Origin of the sequence: Ferdinandcohnia salidurans, from assembly GCF_042680725.1 — a bacterium.
In the GTDB taxonomy this organism is placed as follows: domain Bacteria; phylum Bacillota; class Bacilli; order Bacillales; family Bacillaceae_L; genus Ferdinandcohnia; species Ferdinandcohnia salidurans.
Map to the genome: position 1 here is coordinate 87084 of NZ_JBHUEK010000020.1, position 19977 is coordinate 107060.

Genomic DNA, 19977 nt, shown 5'->3' on the forward strand with positions numbered 1-19977 from the left:
CTACCAGCCATAGAAGCTAATTTTTTTTGAATATAATTGTATAAAAATACGTCTACCTAAATAAAAATACGAGGTGAAACAATGAAGGGATATCTACATTTAGAAAATGGTGAAAGCTTTGAAGGAACGTTATCCCCAACTGCTGAAAAGGCTGTAACGAACGGAGAAATCGTATTCTATACGGGGATGACCGGGTATCAAGAAGTGTTAACGGATCCTTCTTATAAAAATCAAATCATTGTTTTCACATATCCACTAATCGGAAATTACGGAATTAATGAATTCGATTTTGAAAGTAAAGAACCCCACGTGGCTGGAGTCATTGTATATGAAACAAAGGATGCTTATTCTCACTATAATGCAAAGTATTCCTTAAAACAGTATCTTGAGAAATGGAATATACCAATGCTGTCCCATGTCGATACACGTGCAATTGTAAAGAGAATCAGAACTGAAGGAACCATGCAGGCTGTAATTAGTGAATCGCCTTCGTCTGATGTACCAGCCATGTCTGCTAATGCTAATCCTGTAGGTGAAGTATCAAGTAAGGAGTGGCAAACTTTTGGTTCAGGAGATAACCACATTGTATTGATCGATTTCGGGTATAAAAAATCAATCTTACAATCTCTTTTGTCAAAAGGATGTAAGGTAACTGTAGTTCCTTATACTACATCTTTTGAAAAAGTCAAACAACTTCAACCAAATGGTATTGTCTTGTCAAATGGCCCTGGAGATCCAAAGGCTCTAGCGGAACATCTTCCGACAATTAAGCAGATGATCGAATATTTTCCAACACTAGCCATTTGCTTAGGACATCAGCTTGTTGCCTTAAGCCTAGGTGGAGATACAAAGAAGTTGAAATTTGGCCATAGAGGCGCAAATCAACCGGTGACAGATTTACTTAATGAAAAAGTTTATATCACATCACAAAACCACAGTTATGTAGTTGATGAAGACAGTTTGCGTCAAACAGAATTGAAAGCTCGCTTTATAAATTGCAATGACAAGTCAGTAGAAGGATTAACACATTCAACGCTTCCTATTTTGACGGTTCAATTTCATCCGGAAGCACACCCAGGACCATCTGAAAGCAGTTGGGTTTTTGATGAATTTATAGCAAACAACTGTACTGTTAGGAGAGAAGAGATATATGCCTAAGGATCATTCAATACACTCAATATTAGTAATTGGCTCTGGCCCCATTGTAATCGGGCAAGCAGCAGAATTTGATTATTCTGGGACACAGGGGTGCAGAGCACTACGTGAAGAAGGCTATAAAGTCATCTTAGTAAATAATAATCCAGCAACCATTATGACAGATGAAGTCAATGCAGACATTGTATATTTTGAACCATTAACTGTTGAAAGCCTTGAAAAAATCATAGCGAAGGAACGTCCAGACGGTTTACTCGCCACACTTGGTGGTCAGACAGGTCTCAACCTAGCTTTTAGTTTAAGTGAAGCAGGTATTTTAGAAAAGTATAATGTGAAAGTCCTTGGTACTCATATTGAATCAATAAAAAAAGGCGAGGACCGTGAGGCCTTTCGTAGCTTAATGAATGAACTAAATGAGCCAGTTCCTGATAGTGAAATTGTAACAACAGTTGAAGAAGCAAAAACTTTTGCAGAAAAGGTTGGATTTCCTGTCATTGTTCGTCCAGCTTACACATTGGGGGGAACAGGAGGAGGCATTGCGCATGAATTGCAACAATTAGAAGAACTAACGAAAAATGGCTTATCCGAAAGCCCAATTACTCAATGTTTGATTGAAAAAAGTATTGCTGGATTTAAAGAGATTGAGTACGAGGTAATGAGGGATAAAAAGGGAACCTGCATTACCATCTGTAACATGGAAAATATCGATCCTGTTGGAGTCCATACTGGTGATTCAATCGTTGTGGCACCATCACAAACACTAACAGATGAAGAATATCAAATGCTACGATCTGCATCTATTAAGATTATTTCTGCTTTAGGAATTATTGGTGGTTGTAATATTCAATTTGCTTTAGATCCATTTAGTAAGAATTATTATCTAATTGAAGTAAATCCACGAGTTAGTCGTTCCTCAGCACTAGCTTCAAAGGCAACTGGCTATCCAATTGCAAAAATGGCCGCAAAGCTTGCGGTAGGATATACATTAGATGAATTAGTAAACCCAGTTACAGGAAAAACATTCGCTAGCTTTGAACCAGCGTTAGATTATGTTGTTGTAAAATTCCCACGCTTTCCATTTGATAAGTTTACAGGTGTTCCTACTACGCTTGGAACTCAAATGAAAGCAACGGGTGAGGTAATGGCCATAGATCGAAATCTTGAAAGTGCCATTCAAAAAGCTGTACATTCGTTAGAAGGTGATAATAAAAGCCTTCGCTTACCTGCAATTGTAAATAAATCAAATGAGAAACTTCTCCAGTTTGTTGAAAACGGAAGTGAAAATCGTTTCTTTGCTGTTCTTGAATTGTTAAGAAGAGGAACAACTGTCGGGGAACTTCATTCGATATCAAAAATAGATCTATTTTTCCTAGAGACGTTCAAGGTCTTGGTAGACATTGAGGAAAAAATTCAACAAACTGCACTTAATGATTTTACTGTGGAATTTCTGCAAATCGTAAAGGAAAAAGGGTACTCCGATCAACATATTGCGTTCCTTTGTCAAGTGGAAGAATCAATGGTTCGTGCAAAACGAAAAGAACTCGGCATTATTCCTAGTTACAAATGCGTGGATACCTGTGCAGGAGAATTTGCTGCACAAACAGCTTATTATTATTCAAGTTATTTTGGTGAAAATGAGCTAGAAGTTTCCGATAAGCAAAAGGTATTAATTCTTGGCTCTGGACCTATTCGAATCGGTCAAGGTATTGAGTTTGACTATAGCTCGGTTCATGGGATATTTGCGCTACAAGACGAGGGTTACGAAACCATTTTGATGAATAACAATCCTGAAACTGTAAGTACCGATTATGAGATTGCTGATAAATTATTTTTTGAACCTTTAACCCTTGAACATGTCTTAAATGTAATCGAAGCAGAAAAAGTGGATCAAGTAATGGTTCAATTTGGTGGCCAAACGGCGATTAATCTTGCCCAAGGTTTAGAAGCGGCAGGTATTTCAATTGTAGGCATTACACACGATATCATTGATCAGCTTGAGGACCGTGACCGTTTTTATAAGCTCTTAGAAAAAACGAATATTCCGCATATCCCTGGTGAGATTGCCGATCATGCGGAGGAATTAGTGGAGAAAGCTAAGGCGATAGGTTATCCTGTCCTAATCCGTCCTTCGTATGTTATCGGCGGCAAGGGAATGCTTGTAATAAATGATGAGGACGAGCTGGTTTCATTTTTAAAAGACATAACAGAAGATACGTATCCACTTCTGATTGATGCGTATGTACCTGGATTAGAAATCGAAGTCGATTTACTATCTGATGGGGACGAGATTTTAATTCCAACCATTGTGGAACATATCGAAAAAGCTGGCGTTCACTCTGGTGACAGTCATGCGATTATGCCTGCAGTATCTTTAACCGAAGATAACAAGAAAACGGTTGAAACCTATGCTGCTAAGATAGTTCGTGAATTAGAATTTAAAGGCATAATGAACATTCAATTCGTGATCAGTGACAATCAAATTTATGTACTCGAAGTGAACCCAAGAGCAAGCCGTACGGTACCAGTTATTAGCAAAATTACAGGGATCCCAATGGCTCAACTTGCGTCAAAACTTGTACTTGGTAAATCTCTACAAGAGGTTACATCAGAAAAAGGATTATTACCTGATTTACCGTACTATACAGTGAAATACCCAGTTTTCTCAACATATAAACTACTCGGAGATCCGACAGTAGGACCTGAAATGAAATCTACTGGTGAAGGAATTAGCATTGCTGCAACAATTGATGAAGCACTAGCAAAGGTTTTCCACAGCTATATCATTGCGAAAAAAGGCGCGGATGAAATTGTCTTCGATGCAGATCGTATTCCTGAAGAAGTGAAGCAATTAGCAGAGGAAATGGGATTAAAAACGTATATCGCTAACGACATTTCAGAATGGTGTAAGAGCGATAAGGCTTTAGCATTTGTAAGTCTTACAGGCGAGAAAAGTGCGAAAAAGAATAAGGTAGAGGCAAGCCAAAAACGAATTCATGTATTCACTGAAATTGAAACATTACATGCATTCTTAAAAGCGTTCAGTGTATCGCATTTTTCAGTCATGTCGATTCAAGAACGAAGAGGTACATTCAATAATCAGAAAGAAGTGATTAGCAAATGACAACTGCAATTAAACATAATGCTAACAACGTTCTAAAAGGAAAGGATTTACTCACTCTCCTTGATTTAACGGGTGAAGAAATTATCAGTTTGTTGGAAACAGCTATTGAAATAAAGCAAAAGCATAAGAATGGGGAAGACACATCGTATTTAAAAGGAAAAACCTTAGCGATGATCTTTGAAAAGCATTCAACCCGTACAAGAGTGTCATTTGAGGCAGGCATGCTGCAGCTTGGTGGAAATGCAATCTACCTAAATAGCAATGATATGCAGCTAGGTAGAGGAGAATCAATTGCTGATACAGCGATGGTTTTGTCTGAATATGTAGATGCAATCATGATTCGTACATTTGAGCATGAAAAAATTGAGGAGCTCGCTAAATTTGCAAGTATTCCAGTCATCAATGGTCTAACAGAAGACTATCATCCATGCCAAGCATTAGCTGATTTACTCACGATTTATGAAAAAAAGAAAATCTTCAAAGGAAGCAAACTTGTCTATGTTGGGGATGGCAATAATGTTGCACACTCACTAATGATTGCTTCGGCAAAGGTTGGATTAGACTGTACGGTTGTTTGTCCGCCGAAATATGCTCCGAAGACTTTTATCGTAGAGAAAGCAAAAGAAATTGCAAAAGAAACAAATGCGGTTATTGAGGTTAGCCATGAACCTGTTGGAGGCCTAGAAGGTGCCGATTATATATACACAGATGTATGGGCAAGCATGGGGCAAGAAAAGGAACAGCAAGAAAGACTTCAGGCGTTTATGCCATATCAAGTTAATTTAGAGCTTGTAAGTGCTGCTAATGAAGACTACATGTTCATGCATTGCTTACCAGCACATCGTGGTGAAGAAGTTACGGCGGAAGTGATTGATGGACCACATTCAGTTGTATTCGAACAAGCGGGAAATCGTCTCCACGTTCAAAAAGCAGTATTAAAAGCAATTATGGAATAAGCAAATTTTATGAAGCTTCAGTCCCTTTTAGGAACTGGGGCTTTTTTTCATGATTTTAAAGGGTAGTGGGAATAGTAATCTTGTAATACTATTCAAAAAGGAGGATTATGATGGGGCAAAGTCATGAATTTCGTGCAGGGCAAAAAGCACCGAATAATGGGATTTATGTAGAAATCGGCGAGCAAGGAGATATGGTTAAGAACCCTAAAAGTGTAAAATTAAGTGCCGGTGACCCGTTCCCGGAAAACTCAAACCACAACCGCAAATGGTCATATAAAAGAAAGCCGTAAACAACAAAAAAAGACCCGAACGGGTCTTTTTTTGCATATTAGTGATGAGGTTCCTCTACAGGCTCGTTTGGAATAACAGAACCTAAAATAATGATTAGGGCTGTCACAATCACCGCAACGACTGAAGCTGTTTGAAATGAATATGTAGCTGCCTGCATTGATCCAATAACATATGAAGCCATTTGGATTAAGAGGAAAGTCCAAAAGAAAGTCCAAAAATAACGCAATGTTTTCACCTCATTTAAATCAAATGCGCCTTGGCGTATTTGCGCCCGATTTTTTTCGAGCTCGCTCGAAAAACTACCGTTGAAAAATCGTGGCATCCGCCGGAGGCCTTAACTTTATTCAGTACTTGTGCTGAATAAAGTTAAACGATATCTTTAAATAGTTTACCACATTTGTCTTCTTTAAGAAAAGCTATTTATAGGCATTTCCCCCTTTCATCTTTTATTCCACAACATACACTAATAATGAAGGACGAAAATCAGGAGTAGGAGAAGAGAGCAATGGTACAAAATAAACAATTCTTTAAGCTCGATACGGAGTGGTCTGCTCTTCATTTGCCAAAACGTCCAAATGGCTTTGCTGTTTTAATTATTGGGGATAAAACGAATTTTGTAGAAGAAAGCTCTAGCTTTTGGATCCAAAATTACGCAAGGTCCCAAATTCTCGAATACCTTAAGGATGAAGGATATACAGTATTCTATTCAAACTTATACGGTGCAAACTGGGGAAATCCTGCCTCTGTGAAATTGGCAAAACAGTTGTATCACATCGTGATGAAACGTGAAATCCTAAACACACGCATCCATATTCTTGCAGAAGGGATGGGAGCATTGACTGCCATGCAGTTAAGTAAAAGGATGCAGGGAGAAATACGATCGATGGCCTTCCTAAATCCATGCATTGATTTAGTAGCCCATATTGAGAATGAAAGAAAAAATAAATTTTTTTATAAAAAGTTGATAAAAGAAGTTGCAAAAGCTTATCACCTTGAGGAACGAGAAGTTGAATTCAAAATTAAAAATTTAGCACCAAAAGATAATCTTGTAATCCCAGGTATCCCAATTAAAATTTGGCATAACACAAATGAAAGAACATACACTCCTGAAATACACAGTAAGAAATATCAAAGTGGAAACGAGATGGTCACGTTAAGCTATCATATCAGTGAAAATACGTATGCCTTCAGTCGCTCGATTGGTAGCTTCTATAAAGAAAATGAAAAGGAATTATAAAAAGTCCCAGTTTCTTGAGTGAATAGGGACTTTTTATTTACTCATCCGCATACGATACTGTAATAAATTATTTGGGGGATGTTACAAGTGAAGAAGGTCATACTATTCGATGCTTTCTCGTTTGTAGGATATGGGCTCTGTAGCAGGATGCTAGACGAGGAAATCAATGTTATTGGAGTAGATGCCGAACCGATGGAAAATAGCCCGGAAGAAAATAAAATGCTCTATGTTGGGCGTAATGCCTATTTTCATTTTATCGAGAATTCAAAGGCATTATTGAACCAGAGTTTGTTCGAAAAAACAGATGCAGTCATTTACCCATGGTTTAGCACTACCCATCCAAATCGAAATGAGGAAAAAGAGGAAAGACTCCAATCCGTATTCGACTACTGCAATGATTCAAAAACCAAACTTATTCTCGTATCGGTACATGATATAAACCGAGTTGCAAAGAACTCTTTAGAGGATGAATTGGATGAAAGTTGGTATTCCAAAATTAATTTAGAAAATAGTTTGTGGGAACATCGGAAGATACGAACGAAGAATATAGAGTTTTTGTTTACGTTTATCGACTTTTGTAATAAAGGTTTAGCTGAATGTATTCAAATAAAGAGTGTCCATAAGGAATATATCCACCAAAACTTAGACAGCTAGTACTTCTTTTGCTTTCCAAGTAGCACAAAGTACAATAAAATAATGTATAGAGGACGAAATTGTTTTTTGTTTTTGAAGGAGTTGTAGTAATGCAAAAGTTGTTTAGGTGGGTGACACTCTTATTCCTTTTAAGTTTTCTTGTATCCTGTGGACAAACAGATGCAGATACTGGGGTCAAAAAAGTAGGTTTGCTTGTACCAGATACAATAGATGACCAAGTATGGGGAACGAAGGGGTATAAGGGTTTATTACAGATAAAATCTCAATTTGAGGTTGATGTCTTTTACAAAGAAGGAATTACGACAGAAGCTGCAACTAGGTCTGCTGTGGATGAATATGTCGATAAAGGTGTCAACTTAATATTTGGTCATGGTAGTGAATATGCTACAATTTTTAATGATATTGCGGATGAATACCCTGATGTGCATTTTGTTTTTTTCAATGGGAATACAAGAAAAGAGAATGTGACGAGCCTAAACTTTGAAGGTCATGCAATGGGATTTTTCGGTGGCATGGTTGCGGGTGAAATGACGGAAACAAACAAAGTCGGTATTGTTGCTGCTTTTGAATGGCAACCTGAAATCAATGGGTTTTATGAAGGTGTTTTATTTCAAAATGATGAAGTCGATGTAGATATTGGATATGTTCAAAACTGGGATGATGACGAAAAGGCAATTTCGATTGCTGAGAAAATGATTTCAGACGGTGTCGATATTATATATCCAGCTGGAGATGGCTACAATGTACCAGTGATAGAAAAGCTTAAGGAAGAAGGCCTATATGCAATAGGTTATGTATCAGACCAATCAGACTTGGGAAAAGAAACCGTCTATACAAGTACGGTTCAGCATGTAGACCAACTTTATTTGTTAGTTGCCGAAAAGTTCAATAAAGGTGAACTGGCTTCAGGAAACCTCTCGTTTGATTTTCATGATGAAGTCATTTCAATGGGGATTTTTAGCCCAAAGGTTGATGAAAACTTTATTGCAGAACTAAATGATTATATTAAACAATATAAAGAAACGGGAGATCTTCCATCAAAATAGAGGAAGCTATCACATCTAGTGATAGCTTCTTATTTTTTTCGAAAATAATCAAGGAGTGGCGAAAGATCTTTTAAAGCTGGTTTGATTTTGTCAATTGAGGTCATAATATCACTAATTTGTTCCATTAGATGGTTTAGATCAACTCCATCAGAATTAGATTGATTGGAATTTTCGTCTGGAACTTTATTTTTATGTCTTCTTGTCCCACGTGGACCAAACATAAGGCGGTCAAACGGATCCGTCTTGAAAGAGTCATGCTCACTCTCTTGTTTTAAATCCAAATCCTCATTCTCATTCTCATTACTCATTTTTATCACCTACTTACATTAGTAAATTTCTTCAGAACGTTTTTATTATATTCTTATGATAAAACGCAAAAAATGAGATGGGCCAGTATCATTCTAACCACTAGGCTAACATGGAATCTTTAAAAAAATGAAACCAAAGAGTTGATAAGAATTAAAAAATGAATTAAAATTAGTACCAAGTCATAATAATTGATAATAAGAAAAGCGCGGAATAAAAAAAGCTTTTTTGATAAAAATTATGTTTTTCTCATAAAAAGGGAGATGTTTGTATGGGTGTAGGAATAATTGGAATCAATCGATTTGTACCGGAAAGAGTGGTAACAAACAAAGATCTCGAAAAAATCTTAGATACATCAGATGAATGGATTCGTACAAGAACAGGAATAGAAGAACGTAGAATTGCCGATGATGATACAAATACTTCTGATATGGCGTATGAAGCAGCGCGTAGAGCTTTAGAAGATTCAGGTATAAGCGCAGAAGCATTAGACCTGATTATTGTAGCTACAGTAACGCCGGACAATCCATTTCCGTCAGTTGCATGTATGATCCAAGAACGTCTTGGTGCAAAAAATGCAGCGGCAATGGATATTAGTGCAGCATGTGCTGGTTTTATGTACGGAATCATTACAGGTAAACAGTTTATTGAAAATGGGGATTATAAGCACGTATTAGTAGTAGGTGTTGAAAAACTTTCTAAAATTGTGGACTGGAGCGACAGAAATACAGCCGTATTATTTGGAGATGGAGCAGGTTCAGTTGTTCTTGGTGAAGTTTCTGAAGGAAGAGGAATCCTTTCTTTTGAATTAGGAGCAGACGGAACTGGTGCAAAACATCTTTACCAAGATGAACACATCATTATGAATGGGCGCGAAGTCTTCAAATTTGCAGTAAGACAAATGGGCGAATCAAGTGTAAATGTAATAGAAAAAGCAGGATTAACGCGTGAAGATGTTGATTATTTAATCCCACACCAAGCAAACATTCGAATCATGGAAGCTTCAAGAGAAAGACTTGAACTACCAGTTGAAAAAATGTCTAAAACAGTAAATAAATACGGAAATACATCAGCAGCATCCATTCCAATTTCAATTGTTGAAGATATTGAAGCAGGAAAAATTAAGGATGATGACGTAATTGTTATGGTAGGATTTGGTGGAGGACTAACTTGGGGTGCCATCTGTATTAGATGGGGTCGCTAAAGAAGCACTAACATAAAAGAACATCATTTGTCGTAATTATTGATAGAAATGTTGAAATAGGCTGGAAGGAGAAAGATTATGGAAAAGAAGCGTGTAGTAGTAACAGGATTAGGCACGGTTTCGCCGTTAGGTAACGATGTGAAAACGACGTGGGAAAACGCGAAAAACGGTGTCTCAGGTATCGGTCCATTAACAAGAGTACAAATTGAAGGATTACCAGCAAAGGTAGCAGCGGAATTAAAGGATTTTAATCCGGAAAATTATATGGATAAAAAAGAAGCACGTCGTATGGACCGCTTCACACAATATGCCATAGCTGCTTCATTCATGGCAGTTAAAGATGCAAATTTAACTATCAATGAAGATAATGCAGAGCGCGTTGGAGTATGGCTTGGTTCAGGTATTGGCGGAATGGAAACTCATGAGGAACAACATAAGATTTTCTTAGAAAAAGGTTATCGTCGTGTAAGTCCATTCTATGTACCAATGATGATTCCAGACATGGCGGCTGGCCAAGTATCCATCGCAATCGGAGCAAAAGGAATTAACACATGTACAGTTACAGCATGTGCGACTGGTACGAACTCAATCGGTGATGCGTTTAAGGTAATCCAACGTGGAGATGCTGACGTCATGGTTACTGGCGGAACAGAAGCACCATTAACCAGTATGTCATTTGCTGGTTTCGTGTCAGCAAGAGCCGTATCATTAAACCCAGATCCAAAAACAGCAAGCCGTCCATTTGATAAAAACCGTGACGGATTCGTAATGGGTGAGGGTGCTGGAGTTCTAGTCCTTGAAGAACTTGAACATGCTTTAGCACGCGGAGCCAATATTTATGCAGAAATCGTTGGCTACGGTGCAACAGGAGATGCTTATCATATAACAGCCCCAGCACCAGGCGGTGAAGGTGGAGCTCGCGCAATGCGTCAAGCCATTGCAGATGCAGGACTAAATCCAAGTGATGTGGATTATATCAACGCTCATGGAACTAGCACAGATTATAATGATAAGTTTGAAACTGCCGCAATCAAAGAAGTACTCGGTGAACATGCTTATAAAGTTGCGATCAGCTCTACAAAATCGATGACAGGTCACTTGCTTGGTGCAGCTGGTGGTGTGGAAGCAATCTTCTCAGTACTTGCAATTAAAGAAGGAATCATTCCACCAACGATTAACTATGAAACACCAGACCCAGATTGCGACTTAGACTATGTACCGAACAAAGCAAGACAACAAGAAGTAAATGTTGCACTAAGCAACTCACTTGGTTTTGGTGGACACAACGCAACCATTCTATTTAAGAAATATCAATAACATCTAAATCCAAGGAGTCAGGCCAAATGGTCTGGCTCTTTTTTTATGAAAATCGAATACGATAAAGAGGTGAAGAAAGGAAGTGGTGACGTGGGGTAATACGCACAGACCAATGGCTGAAAGATTCACATGAAAATCCAGTTAAGCTATGTGAAAAACTAACAAGGTATTTTTCAAATCAGGCATCTGAACGTGAGATTTATCAGTATTTAAGAATGCACGGAATGTACAGATCAGTTTCTGAAAACATACTTGAAAGCCTTCCTAAAAACGTATGGGGAAAAGTAGAAAAAGAATATAGTGGCTTGCAAAAAAAATGGAACGGTCCACAGGTCCCTATTTTTATTTTTCCGGCAGACGAAACAAATTCCAGAATCAAAAAAGATTATAATGGCAAATCAGGGCTTGCCTTTAAGGACAAATTATTTCTATTTTTCTCTCCGCATAATTCACATGACGAAATCAAAGCAGTCCTCACACATGAATACAATCATGTGTGTCGTCTGAAAAAATATAAAAAGAAGGAAGCTGACTTAACTTTTTTGGATACGGTGATCTTAGAGGGCATTGCAGAAAACGCAGTTCGTGAGCATTGCGGTGCAGAAAATGTAGCGGGATGGACGAAATACTATTCCGATGTACAGCTTGAAAAACTAGTCAAACAACTAATAATTCCGAACCAATCTGTAAATAGAATCGAACGAAAACACAACGATCTCTTATACGGAAAAGGATTCAGCCCCAAGATGGCCGGTTATTGTGCAGGCTATTACGTAGTTAAGCAATATTTGGAAGCGAACAAACTTCAAACGAACGCAATCTTGGGTGTGGACTCGAAGGAGTTTGTGAAGGAGTATCTTTGATGGGGGGGTTGGGGTTTCTCCATAAATTTAAATAGGAAAAAGTCTTAGCGGAAGTAGTGGATATGATCTCACTTTTGGATAAAACAGGGAAAGGCCATAGCATAAGTAGCGTATAAGACAAGGGTTTTGGATATAACAGGAAAAGGTCAAAGCATAAATAGCGTATAAGACGTAGGTTCTGGATAAAGCAGGAAAAGGTCAAAGCATAAACAGGGTATAAGACAAGGGTTTTGGATAAAACAGGAAAATGCCAAAGCATATGTAGCGTATAAGACGTAATTTTTGGATAAAACAGGAAAAGGTCAAAGCATAAGTAGAGTATAAGACGTAACTTTTGGATAAAACAGGAAAAGGTCAAAGCATAAGTAGCGAGTATGACCTGACTTCTGGATAAAACAGGAAAAGGTCAAAGCATAAGTAGCGAGTATGACCTGACTTCTGGATAAAACAGGAAAAGGTCAAAGCATAAGTAGCGAATATGACCTGACTTCTGGATAAAACAGGAAAAGGCAATAGCATAAATAGCGTATAAGACAGGACTTTTGGATAAAACAGGAAAAAATCAACACATAAGTAGTGTGTAAGTCGTAACTTTTGGATAAAACAGGAAAAAGTCACAGAGCACCCTTGATTTAAACTGGAAATCGTACCATACAAATAATAATCCCCACCAAATAAAAAAGATAAGAGTCCCCTTTTTTAAAGTAACAGGGAAAGCTCTTATCTTATTTTTATCATATTGCCCTATTCATCTTTTTTAATATAGTATGTCCCTTTTTTAGATGAACAAGATCGATAGAATTTTGCAAGTGCTCTTTGAATGACAGCCTTCGATCTTATAATCTTACACCATTCGAAAATAATCCCCGAGGTAATCTTCATTTCTGGAAAAAGTAAACTGAACTCCTCTATACTTCGCAAGATAGCAGCTTCTTTATCTTCTACAAACCCACATTTTTTACATGTTATTGTTGTAGATTGACCTGAATCAAACATCTCCAATTCACCACACCCCACACACAAAATCCCCTTCGCCAACCTAACAAAACTATATTCTGGGAGCAATGTAAATGGGGAATCTTTTACATGTAAGCCCATTAGTTTCTTCGCAAGCGTATGATGTTTCCCTCCTAATTTTGAAGACTGTGAATTTAATTGGTTCATAAACCGTTCAAGTTGTGATGGAAAAATAATCGGTAGGTCGGGAGAAGCTCCGTAGAGGTAAAATTCCGGATTAATAAAAACGAGGTGAACTTCTACTTTAAGGTTAAAGCCATGTTGTTGGAGCAATTGCCGAAAGAGAGATTCACTTCGCGATAGTTGAATGAGGGGATTTTTTATCTCCTTACCAGAGATTAGTCGCATGCGGTTGCCTTCGATCAGATAATCTCCTTCAAAATTTTTAACTTCAAAAATGTGAATTTTAGGTGGAGTGATAAGGAATGAATCGATTTGGTAATGGGTATTGGCGGTTTCGAGTAGGAGGTCATTAATGATGAGGCAATCTAGGGAAAGTTTTTCTAGTCTCTGGTCAAACATTTTTTCTCCTTTATACCCTTTTTCGAGTGTAATGATTTGATTTTCCGTTTTCTCGAGTACATTCATTCGAGCTCGGATCAATTTTAGGAGCAGCAATTCTAGTGGAATAGTTCGTTTTTTAATAATCAAAGCAACACTTCCTTAATATGAGATTCGAGTTAATTTTAAATCTTAATTTCTATGGTTTCAATTGCTAATTATACTCGAGTTGTATATACATGTAATTAGAAAATTCTAATATAATATATTTTTATAATATATTAAAATAATTTGAGTTAATAGAAAAATTAATACAAAACCTTATTTTGCAACACTTTAAACGATTTTGACTCAGAGTTTAAAAAATTGTCTTGCAATTATAATATTATAGTAATAAAATTCTATTTACATAATAATTTTGACTAATCATGAAGAATCTGGGGTGTTTTTATGCAACAGACAAAAACGGAAGCACCTTTGCTAGAAGTAAAGGGATTAAAAACAGGCTTTAACATAGATGGAGAAATCTATCATGCTGTCGATGGTGTTTCTTTTAGTGTTAAATCGCGCCAAATTGTCGGAATTGTTGGAGAATCAGGTTGCGGTAAAAGCGTTATGTCAATGTCTGTTATGAAACTACTACCTGTAGGGGTCGGAGAAATTACAGACGGAGAAGTTGTTTTCCAAGGAAATAATATTGAGAATCTATCAGAATCTGAAATGAATAAGATTCGTGGGAAAGATGTTTCGATGATTTTTCAGGAACCAATGACAGCGTTAAATCCTGTTTTTACAATAGGCTTTCAATTATCAGAAGTTTTGCTCAACCATTTTGATATTACAAAGCAGGATGCACGTGAAAGATGCATCAGTCTATTACAGAGTGTTGGAATATCAAGGCCGGAAAAAATTGTGGACGAGTATCCACACCAGTTATCGGGTGGAATGCGTCAACGGGTTATGATTGCCATGGCGATTGCATGTCAACCAAAATTATTGATTGCGGATGAGCCGACAACAGCATTGGATGTTACGGTCCAAGCACAAATTCTGGATCTATTAAAAGAGATTCAAGAAAAAAATGATATGTCCGTAATTTTAATTACACATGACCTAGGTGTTGTTGCGGAAATGTGTGATGAGGTAATCGTAATGTACGCTGGGAAGATTGTGGAACGAACTGATGTCGACACGCTGTTCTATAATCCGAAGCATCCGTATACAAAAATGCTATTAGATTCCATTCCTAAAATGGAAGAAGAGGAAGAAACATTAGGTTCAATTGAAGGAATAGTTCCTTCACTGAAGAACATGCCAAAGGTTGGTTGTCGTTTTGCCGAACGCTGTCCAGTGGCTACAGACGAATGCAAACGAATTACACCTGAGTTGGCAGAAGTAGAGAGCGGCCATGAGGTATCTTGTCTTCTTTACAAAACAAGTTATCCACTTGAAGAGGTGAAATAATAAATGAGCCAGGCAACGAAAGAAAGAAAAGATGAAGTTTTACTCGAGGTTCAAAATCTCAAAACCTACTACCCTATTAAAGGTGGATTTTTTAAGAGAACTGTTGGAAATGTAAAAGCAGTGGATGACGTTTCTTTTGAGATACTTAAGGGTGAAACATTAGGGCTTGTTGGTGAATCGGGTTGTGGAAAATCGACAACAGGTCGTACAATATTGCGTTTAACCAAACCAACAGATGGAAAAATCATTTTTGATGGAAAGGATATAACGAATCTATCTGGAACAACATTAAGAAAGATTCGCCAAGATTTCCAGATGGTGTTCCAAGATCCATATGCTTCTTTAAATCCAAAGCAAATGGTAGGGGATGTTGTAGCAGAACCAATAAAGAACTATTACAAGAAATCTTCTAAGGAATTAAAACCTGAAATTATCGAACTATTAAAAAAGGTGGGTCTTCCGGAGGATGCGTATTATAAATATCCGCATGAGTTCTCAGGTGGACAAAGACAACGTATCGGAATTGCCCGAGCACTAGCTTTACGACCAAAATTAATTATTGCGGATGAGCCAGTGTCAGCATTAGACGTTTCTGTTCAATCACAAGTATTAAACTTATTGAAGGAACTTCAAGAAGAATTTGATTTAACATTCTTATTTATCGCTCATGATTTAAGTGTTGTAAAACATATGAGTGATCGAATCGGGGTTATGTACTTAGGCGGAATCGTGGAAATTTCAGATAAAAATGGATTATATGCAGAACCTTTGCATCCGTATACAAAAGCTCTAATCTCAGCGATTCCTTATCCAGACCCTAGAAGAAAGAAAGAGCGCATCATCTTAGAAGGTGATGTTCCTAGCCCAGCAAATCCTCCAACTGGTTGTCCATTCCATCCGCGTTGTGCGTTTGCAACGGATGAATGTCGGGCAGTAAAACCAGCTTTAAAGGAGGTGAAACCAGGACATAGAGTAGCGTGTCACCTATACAACGAGTAGGGTGATAAATGAAAAATTCTAGTTCATACTTACATGAAAAACAAACACAAAACGGGGGTAACAAAAATGAAAAAATCACTATTATCTGTGATTTCCCTGTTGCTAGTAATGTCATTATTTTTAGCAGCATGTGGAGGTAATGATTCTAAATCCGGCGAGGAAAAAGAATCTGCACAAAAAGCAACTGAACCACAACAAGGTGGTAAAGTAACGTATGCGTTAGGTTCAGAATTCCAAGGTTTATTAGAATGGGCATTTTATGAAGAAGCAACAGATTCAGAAATTCTTCAATTCTTCAATGAATCATTAATTCAAACTGACGACAACTTAAATTACATCCCAGGAATTGCAAGCTGGGAAACAGAAGATAACCAACACTATACTTTCACTTTCAAAGAAGGTGTAAAATGGCATAACGGTGAAGAACTTACTGTTAATGACTGGGTATTTGCCTTAGAAACAATTGCACACCCTGAATATACAGGTCCACGTTATGTAAACGTAAAGGACATCGTTGGTGCTACTGAATTCCACGATGGAAAAGCAGAGAGTATTTCCGGTATTAAAGTAATTGATGATTACAATATTGAAATTACTTTTGATAAAGCACGTGTTAACAATTTAGAAAACCTATGGACATATGCAATGCCTGCGAAGCATTTTGAAGGTGTAGCAGTTAAAGACATGGCTTCATCACCACAAGTGCGTCAAAATCCAGTAGGACTTGGACCTTTCAAAGTGAAGAACATTGTTCAAGGTGAATCAGTAGAAATGGAACGCTTTGATGATTATTACCAAGGCAAACCAAACCTTGACACTGTAGTTGTAAAAGTTATTGACGCAGCATTAACTTCAGGTGTACTTCAATCTGGAGAGGTAGATGTAATGTCAGTACACCCTTCAAACTATGAGCAAGTTGCAGCATTAGACAATGTTAGTTTAGAAAAAGTTTTAGGCCTTTCTTATTCTTACATCGGATTTAAATTCGGTCACTGGGATGCAGATAAAGAAGAAAACGTAATGGATAATGAAAAGTTCCAAAACTTACAATTACGTCAAGCATTAGTACATGCGCTTAACCGTGAAGAATGGATTAAAGGATTCTTTAATGGTTTAGGTGAAGTAGTGGACACTCCAGTACCAAGTGCACACTGGATTGCAGCAGACAAAGAAGACTTAACTCATTATGAGTATGACCAAGAAAAAGCAAAAACATTATTAGATGAAGCTGGTTACAAAGATGTTGACGGTGACGGCTTTAGAGAAGATCCTAATGGAGAACAATTCTCTATTCAATTTGCTCACTATGCAGGAAGTAACCCAACATTCGAACCACGTGCGAAGTATATTGTTCAAGCATGGAATGAAGTTGGAATTAAAACAGAATTTGCAAAAGGTGCTTTAATTGACGGTACTCTTTATTACGATATGTTAGAAAAAGACGATAAAGATATGGAAGTTCACTTCGGTACTTGGGGAACTGGTACTGATCCAGATCCATCTGGATTATGGGGAAGAGATGCAATTTGGAACTTCACTCGTTGGACAGATGATAAGAACGACCAATTGCTAGAAGATGCACTTGATGTTTCAATCGTTGGTGCTGACCAAGAAAAACGTAAAGAGCTTTATGTTGAATGGCAACAATTATGGAACGAACAATTACCTATTATTCCAATCGTAGAATATTATGACCTATGGGGCATGAACAAACGTGTTCAAGGTGTACATGTTTCTGCACCTGGATTAAGTGATTTCCATAAGTGGTATGTAACTGACGGTAAATAATATTTGTAGTTGTATCAGTGGGCGTTTCGTCCACTGATACTATCTTTTAAGTAATACTAGATAAGGAGAATCGACCATGTTAAAGTTTGCTCTTCGTAGAATACTCGGTATGATTCCAGTTTTGCTCCTTATCTCCATCGTTGTGTTTACTTTGGCGAAGCTTATGCCAGGGGACTCACTAAGCGGAGAAATTGATCCAACAAACACGGATCCTCAATATATTGAGGAAATGAGGGAAAAACTTGGCTATAACGACCCTATTCATATTCAGTATTTTCGTTGGATATCAGATTTCGTACAAGGAGAATTTGGTACATCTTCACGCTATAAAATGCCCGTTATCGATGTAATTGCAGAACGTCTTCCAAATACCCTTCTTTTAGGTGTGGCTGCACTCATCATTACGTATATTTTAGCATTCTTCATGGGTATGTATTCCGGAAGAAAACCCTATACAGTGGGTGACCATGTAATTAGTGGAGGGAACTATTTTGCTTTAGCGATTCCTTCATTTGTTGCCGCAATTGTAGCAATCTATGTTTTCTCATTCCAATTAGGATGGTTTCCATCAGGTGGGTCTTCAGAGGTTGGATTAATGGAAGGAACATTTGAATATTATATGAGTCGTTTACATCATGTTCTTTTACCTGCTCTTGTACTTGGTGCTTTTAGTACAGCATCTTATACTCAATTTTTACGAAACGATGTAATTGAAAACAGTCGTAAGGACTTTGTAAGAACGGCTCGTGCAAAAGGTACAAAGGAATCTACCATCTATAACAAACACATTCTACGTAATTCAATCATTCCCCTTGTAACATTTTTTGGCTTTGATTTAGCTGCGTTAATTGGTGGAGCGATTATTACTGAAACGATATTTACCTATCCTGGTATAGGAAGTCTATTTTTAAACTCTGTAAGTCAACGTGATTATACAGTTTTAATGTCTTTAACTATGCTTTTATCTACTCTAACACTTGTAGGGAATTTAATCGCAGATATCTTGTATGGTATCGTAGATCCGCGAATTCGTTTAGATTAGGAGGAATGGTTTTATGGAAACAGCAACAAATACTAGCTTACAAGCAAACATAAAGCCTCGTAAAAGTCTATCTCCATGGGCCATTGCTCGGAAAAAATTTGTAAAGAACAAGCTTGCGATGGTGAGTTTAATCTTTTTAATCTTTGTTGCAATTATTTCTTTTTTAGCTCCATATATAACAACGGCAGATGTAACAAAGGTTGATATCGGAAAGATGAACGTATCTCCATCTGGCGAACATTGGCTTGGTACGGACAATGCAGGACGTGATGTATTTACACGTCTTTTATACGGTGGACGAATTTCCTTAACAGTTGGGATTGCTTGTACGATTTTAATTGTTTCCTTTGGTACATTTATTGGATCAGTAGCAGGATATTTTGGTGGGAAAATCGACAATATGTTAATGCGCTTTACAGATTTTGTACTGAATTTCCCATTTATCGTATTTGTTATTGTTATCAATACCATTTTAATTGGAAAAGTATCAGGGGTTTGGGTCCTTATTGGTGTAATTAGTCTACTAAGTTGGGGTGGCGTTGCTCGTATCGTTAGAAGTAAGGTTCTTGCTGAAAAAGAGAATGAATATATTTTAGCAGCGCAATCGATTGGTTGTTCTTCGGCGAAAATTATTGTAAAGCATTTATTACCGAACGTTTTTTCAACTATTATCGTTCAAGCAACTCTTTTATTCGCTGGTATGATTGTTGCTGAAACAGGACTAAGCTTTTTAGGTTTCGGTATCCCGCAAGATGTTCCGAGTTGGGGGAATATGCTTTCAGTAGCTAACCAGCCAGATGTACTTCAAAATAAAACATGGATATGGATTCCGCCTGCGTTGGCAATAACATTAACGATTTTATCGATTAATTTTATAGGTGAAGGTTTGAAGGATGCGTTAAATCCTAAATCAAATCGTTAGCTAGATCTATCACAAAATGTGATGGATCTTTTTTGTGCGCTTGGCAGCGCATCGGACTAACGGGTGAAAGTCCCGAACACGCCGTAGTGGCGGA

Annotated in this window: 18 protein-coding genes; 15 read left to right on the plus strand and 3 right to left on the minus strand. The window is 37.5% G+C overall.

The window, feature by feature from the left end:
* Positions 1-81 precede the first annotated feature (81 nt).
* From ACFSFW_RS13415 to ACFSFW_RS13430, 4 genes are all read left to right on the plus strand, one after another.
* Positions 82-1158 (plus strand): carbamoyl phosphate synthase small subunit, encoded by a 1077-nt coding sequence (locus ACFSFW_RS13415; protein ID WP_388039023.1) that lies wholly within the window; start codon positions 82-84, stop codon positions 1156-1158.
* Positions 1151-4276 (plus strand): carbamoyl-phosphate synthase (glutamine-hydrolyzing) large subunit, encoded by a 3126-nt coding sequence (gene carB / locus ACFSFW_RS13420; protein WP_388039025.1) that lies wholly within the window; start codon positions 1151-1153, stop codon positions 4274-4276. Before ACFSFW_RS13415 ends, carB begins: the two co-directional genes overlap by 8 nt.
* On the plus strand, positions 4273-5232 hold the full coding sequence (gene argF, locus ACFSFW_RS13425) for an ornithine carbamoyltransferase (protein ID WP_304213147.1): 960 nt from the start codon (positions 4273-4275) through the stop codon (positions 5230-5232). Before carB ends, argF begins: the two co-directional genes overlap by 4 nt.
* Positions 5233-5342: 110 nt before the next feature.
* On the plus strand, positions 5343-5522 hold the full coding sequence (locus tag ACFSFW_RS13430) for a YjzC family protein (protein ID WP_077617287.1): 180 nt from the start codon (positions 5343-5345) through the stop codon (positions 5520-5522).
* A 38-nt stretch (positions 5523-5560) separates the two neighbouring features.
* Here ACFSFW_RS13430 and ACFSFW_RS13435 read toward each other — a convergent pair whose 3' ends face one another.
* On the minus strand, positions 5561-5749 hold the full coding sequence (locus tag ACFSFW_RS13435) for a YjzD family protein (RefSeq protein WP_099354226.1): 189 nt from the start codon (positions 5747-5749) through the stop codon (positions 5561-5563).
* A 279-nt stretch (positions 5750-6028) separates the two neighbouring features.
* Here ACFSFW_RS13435 and ACFSFW_RS13440 point away from each other — a divergent pair, with 279 nt between their 5' ends.
* The 3 genes from ACFSFW_RS13440 to ACFSFW_RS13450 all read left to right on the plus strand — a co-directional run bounded on the left by ACFSFW_RS13440 (position 6029) and on the right by ACFSFW_RS13450 (position 8460).
* Positions 6029-6760: an alpha/beta hydrolase gene (locus tag ACFSFW_RS13440; RefSeq protein WP_304213140.1), complete on the plus strand. Its 732-nt coding sequence runs from the start codon at positions 6029-6031 to the stop codon at positions 6758-6760.
* A gap of 87 nt (positions 6761-6847) precedes the next feature.
* Positions 6848-7414, plus strand: coding sequence for a hypothetical protein (locus tag ACFSFW_RS13445; RefSeq protein ID WP_388039027.1), 567 nt, complete (start codon positions 6848-6850; stop codon positions 7412-7414).
* An 89-nt stretch (positions 7415-7503) separates the two neighbouring features.
* Complete coding sequence (locus ACFSFW_RS13450) at positions 7504-8460, plus strand: BMP family ABC transporter substrate-binding protein (protein WP_304213136.1); 957 nt, start codon at positions 7504-7506, stop codon at positions 8458-8460.
* Between the two features lie 29 nt (positions 8461-8489).
* Here ACFSFW_RS13450 and ACFSFW_RS13455 read toward each other — a convergent pair whose 3' ends face one another.
* The gene (locus ACFSFW_RS13455; RefSeq protein WP_388039029.1) at positions 8490-8768 is read right to left on the minus strand and encodes a hypothetical protein; all 279 of its coding nucleotides are present in this window, start codon (positions 8766-8768) and stop codon (positions 8490-8492) included.
* A gap of 269 nt (positions 8769-9037) precedes the next feature.
* Here ACFSFW_RS13455 and ACFSFW_RS13460 point away from each other — a divergent pair, with 269 nt between their 5' ends.
* From ACFSFW_RS13460 to ACFSFW_RS13470, 3 genes are all read left to right on the plus strand, one after another.
* Positions 9038-9970 (plus strand): beta-ketoacyl-ACP synthase III, encoded by a 933-nt coding sequence (locus ACFSFW_RS13460; protein WP_304213130.1) that lies wholly within the window; start codon positions 9038-9040, stop codon positions 9968-9970.
* A 78-nt stretch (positions 9971-10048) separates the two neighbouring features.
* Positions 10049-11287, plus strand: a complete 1239-nt coding sequence (gene fabF / locus ACFSFW_RS13465; RefSeq protein WP_099354220.1) for a beta-ketoacyl-ACP synthase II — start codon at positions 10049-10051, stop codon at positions 11285-11287.
* Between the two features lie 224 nt (positions 11288-11511).
* A complete protein-coding gene (locus ACFSFW_RS13470; RefSeq protein ID WP_304213126.1) occupies positions 11512-12150 on the plus strand; it encodes a DUF2268 domain-containing putative Zn-dependent protease in 639 nt (212 codons plus the stop codon).
* A gap of 744 nt (positions 12151-12894) precedes the next feature.
* On the opposite strand, the gene ACFSFW_RS13475 is transcribed toward ACFSFW_RS13470, so the two are convergent.
* Entirely contained in the window at positions 12895-13818 is a 924-nt protein-coding gene (locus ACFSFW_RS13475; protein WP_388039032.1) for a nuclease-related domain-containing protein, read from the minus strand.
* A 300-nt stretch (positions 13819-14118) separates the two neighbouring features.
* Here ACFSFW_RS13475 and ACFSFW_RS13480 point away from each other — a divergent pair, with 300 nt between their 5' ends.
* The 5 genes from ACFSFW_RS13480 (at position 14119) to opp4C (ending at position 19883) form a co-directional block, all read left to right on the plus strand.
* On the plus strand, positions 14119-15132 hold the full coding sequence (locus ACFSFW_RS13480; protein WP_388039034.1) for an ABC transporter ATP-binding protein: 1014 nt from the start codon (positions 14119-14121) through the stop codon (positions 15130-15132).
* 3 nt (positions 15133-15135) lie between these two features.
* On the plus strand, positions 15136-16131 hold the full coding sequence (locus ACFSFW_RS13485) for an ABC transporter ATP-binding protein (RefSeq protein WP_388039036.1): 996 nt from the start codon (positions 15136-15138) through the stop codon (positions 16129-16131).
* A 66-nt stretch (positions 16132-16197) separates the two neighbouring features.
* Entirely contained in the window at positions 16198-17919 is a 1722-nt protein-coding gene (gene opp4A, locus ACFSFW_RS13490; RefSeq protein ID WP_388039038.1) for an oligopeptide ABC transporter substrate-binding protein, read from the plus strand.
* Positions 17920-17995: 76 nt separating this feature from the next.
* Complete coding sequence (gene opp4B, locus ACFSFW_RS13495; protein WP_388039040.1) at positions 17996-18961, plus strand: oligopeptide ABC transporter permease; 966 nt, start codon at positions 17996-17998, stop codon at positions 18959-18961.
* Between the two features lie 13 nt (positions 18962-18974).
* A complete protein-coding gene (opp4C, locus tag ACFSFW_RS13500; RefSeq protein WP_388039042.1) occupies positions 18975-19883 on the plus strand; it encodes an oligopeptide ABC transporter permease in 909 nt (302 codons plus the stop codon).
* The last annotated feature ends 94 nt before the right edge of the window (positions 19884-19977 follow it).

What these genes read in the sequence shown, in the direction of transcription:
- ACFSFW_RS13415 (WP_388039023.1), top strand. Translation starts at nt 82, where the DNA reads ATGAAGGGATATCTACATTTAGAAAATGGTGAAAGCTTTGAAGGAACG.
- carB (WP_388039025.1), top strand. Translation starts at nt 1,151, where the DNA reads ATGCCTAAGGATCATTCAATACACTCAATATTAGTAATTGGCTCTGGC.
- argF (WP_304213147.1), top strand. Translation starts at nt 4,273, where the DNA reads ATGACAACTGCAATTAAACATAATGCTAACAACGTTCTAAAAGGAAAG.
- ACFSFW_RS13430 (WP_077617287.1), top strand. Translation starts at nt 5,343, where the DNA reads ATGGGGCAAAGTCATGAATTTCGTGCAGGGCAAAAAGCACCGAATAAT.
- ACFSFW_RS13440 (WP_304213140.1), top strand. Translation starts at nt 6,029, where the DNA reads ATGGTACAAAATAAACAATTCTTTAAGCTCGATACGGAGTGGTCTGCT.
- ACFSFW_RS13450 (WP_304213136.1), top strand. Translation starts at nt 7,504, where the DNA reads ATGCAAAAGTTGTTTAGGTGGGTGACACTCTTATTCCTTTTAAGTTTT.
- ACFSFW_RS13455 (WP_388039029.1), bottom strand. Translation starts at nt 8,768, where the DNA reads ATGAGTAATGAGAATGAGAATGAGGATTTGGATTTAAAACAAGAGAGT.
- ACFSFW_RS13460 (WP_304213130.1), top strand. Translation starts at nt 9,038, where the DNA reads ATGGGTGTAGGAATAATTGGAATCAATCGATTTGTACCGGAAAGAGTG.
- fabF (WP_099354220.1), top strand. Translation starts at nt 10,049, where the DNA reads ATGGAAAAGAAGCGTGTAGTAGTAACAGGATTAGGCACGGTTTCGCCG.
- ACFSFW_RS13470 (WP_304213126.1), top strand. Translation starts at nt 11,512, where the DNA reads ATGTACAGATCAGTTTCTGAAAACATACTTGAAAGCCTTCCTAAAAAC.
- ACFSFW_RS13480 (WP_388039034.1), top strand. Translation starts at nt 14,119, where the DNA reads ATGCAACAGACAAAAACGGAAGCACCTTTGCTAGAAGTAAAGGGATTA.
- ACFSFW_RS13485 (WP_388039036.1), top strand. Translation starts at nt 15,136, where the DNA reads ATGAGCCAGGCAACGAAAGAAAGAAAAGATGAAGTTTTACTCGAGGTT.
- opp4A (WP_388039038.1), top strand. Translation starts at nt 16,198, where the DNA reads ATGAAAAAATCACTATTATCTGTGATTTCCCTGTTGCTAGTAATGTCA.
- opp4B (WP_388039040.1), top strand. Translation starts at nt 17,996, where the DNA reads ATGTTAAAGTTTGCTCTTCGTAGAATACTCGGTATGATTCCAGTTTTG.
- opp4C (WP_388039042.1), top strand. Translation starts at nt 18,975, where the DNA reads ATGGAAACAGCAACAAATACTAGCTTACAAGCAAACATAAAGCCTCGT.